The 1,374-nt window shown below is 61.4% G+C and carries 1 protein-coding gene; it reads left to right on the top strand.

Annotated features, from left to right (window positions below):
* Positions 1–99: 99 nt before the first annotated feature.
* On the top strand, positions 100–1,374 hold a 1,275-nt coding region (locus tag AC1RDS_RS20950), incomplete at its 3' end, for an IS4 family transposase (RefSeq protein ID WP_492227359.1).

The raw sequence follows: 1,374 nt of genomic DNA on the forward strand, positions 1-1,374 counted from the left end.
CAATGCCAGTCAGTTAAGCTTGGCTTGATCTGATTGGCAGTAAAAAGGGAACGTGTTTCACGTTCCCTTTTTATTTTGTCGATCCTGCTGCAAAACACCTTGAATGAGACTCTGGCGGCCATGCCCGCCAGTGGGATGGCCGAGTTGGGATCGTTGATTGATCCTGCCTGGATAGAGCAAGCCTTGCACGCCACCGGCAAGGCCTCCATCCGTCGCCGCAAGCTGCCCGCCGAACACGCCGTCTGGCTGGTGATTGGCCTGGCCTTGTTTCGCCACATGCCGCTGTGGCAAGTCGTGCAGGAGATGGCGCTCACGCTCAATGGGCAAGACCTGCCCGTACCCAGCAGCAGCGTTCAGGCTCGCCAAAGACTGGGCTGCGAGCCCTTGGCACATTTGTTCGGCTTGCTCACCGATGCCTGGGGGCGATCCCACCCGGTGCATCCAGAGTCTTTGCGCGTCTTGGCAGTCGATGGCGTGGTCTGGTCTGCGCCCGACAGCCAGGACAACCGCCAAGTGCTGGGCAGTGGGATGACGCAATACGGCGCTCAACCTTGGCCCATGGTGCGAGGCGTGTGCCTGCTCGATACCGACAGCCACGAGTTGCTTGATGCCAGACTGGGGGACTACCACTGCGGCGAGTTAACGCTGGCAGCCGATCTGCGCGGACTGGATCAGTCCATCACACTGTTTGACCGCGCGTACTTCTCAGCGGCATTCTTGTTGGACTGGCAGAACGCAGGGGCTCAGCGCCATTGGCTCATGCGCGCCAAGGACAATCTGCGCCATGAGATCGTTCAAACCTTGGGCGAAGGCGACTGGCTGATCCGCATGCCGGTGTCGCAACGCGCCAGGCAACTGCGCCCAGAGCTGCCCAGCCATTGGCTGGCCCGCTTGATCCAGGTGCATGCGGGTGGCAAGACCAGGCGCTTCATCACCTCGCTGAGTGACCCCTCGCGGTTTGCCGCACCCGAGTTGGCGCAGCTGTACCGTCAGCGTTGGGAGATCGAGCTGGGGTTTCGTGAAATCAAGCAGTCGCTGCAGCAAGGCCAGGGCGTGTTGCGCAGCAAGCAGCCCGAACTGGTGATGCAAGAGGTCTGGGGCGTATTGATTGCGCACACGCTGCTGCGGCGCTGGATGCGTCTGATGGCTCAGCATGTCGGTGTGGCACCCACCCGCATCAGCTTTCACACCGCGCAGCACGCGATCGTCGGTGCACTCAACACCATGCACCTGGCGCGCGCGGGCGCCTTGCCCCAGCATTTGCAGCGCCTTCTGGATCAGGCTCACTACTTCGTGCTCCCGCCTCGACGACCTGATCGAAGCTTCCCGCGCGAGGTCAAGCGATCGACACGCAGCAAGTACCCACCAAAAAAA

The organism is Acidovorax sp. GW823-FHT02H02 (genome assembly GCF_058797075.1).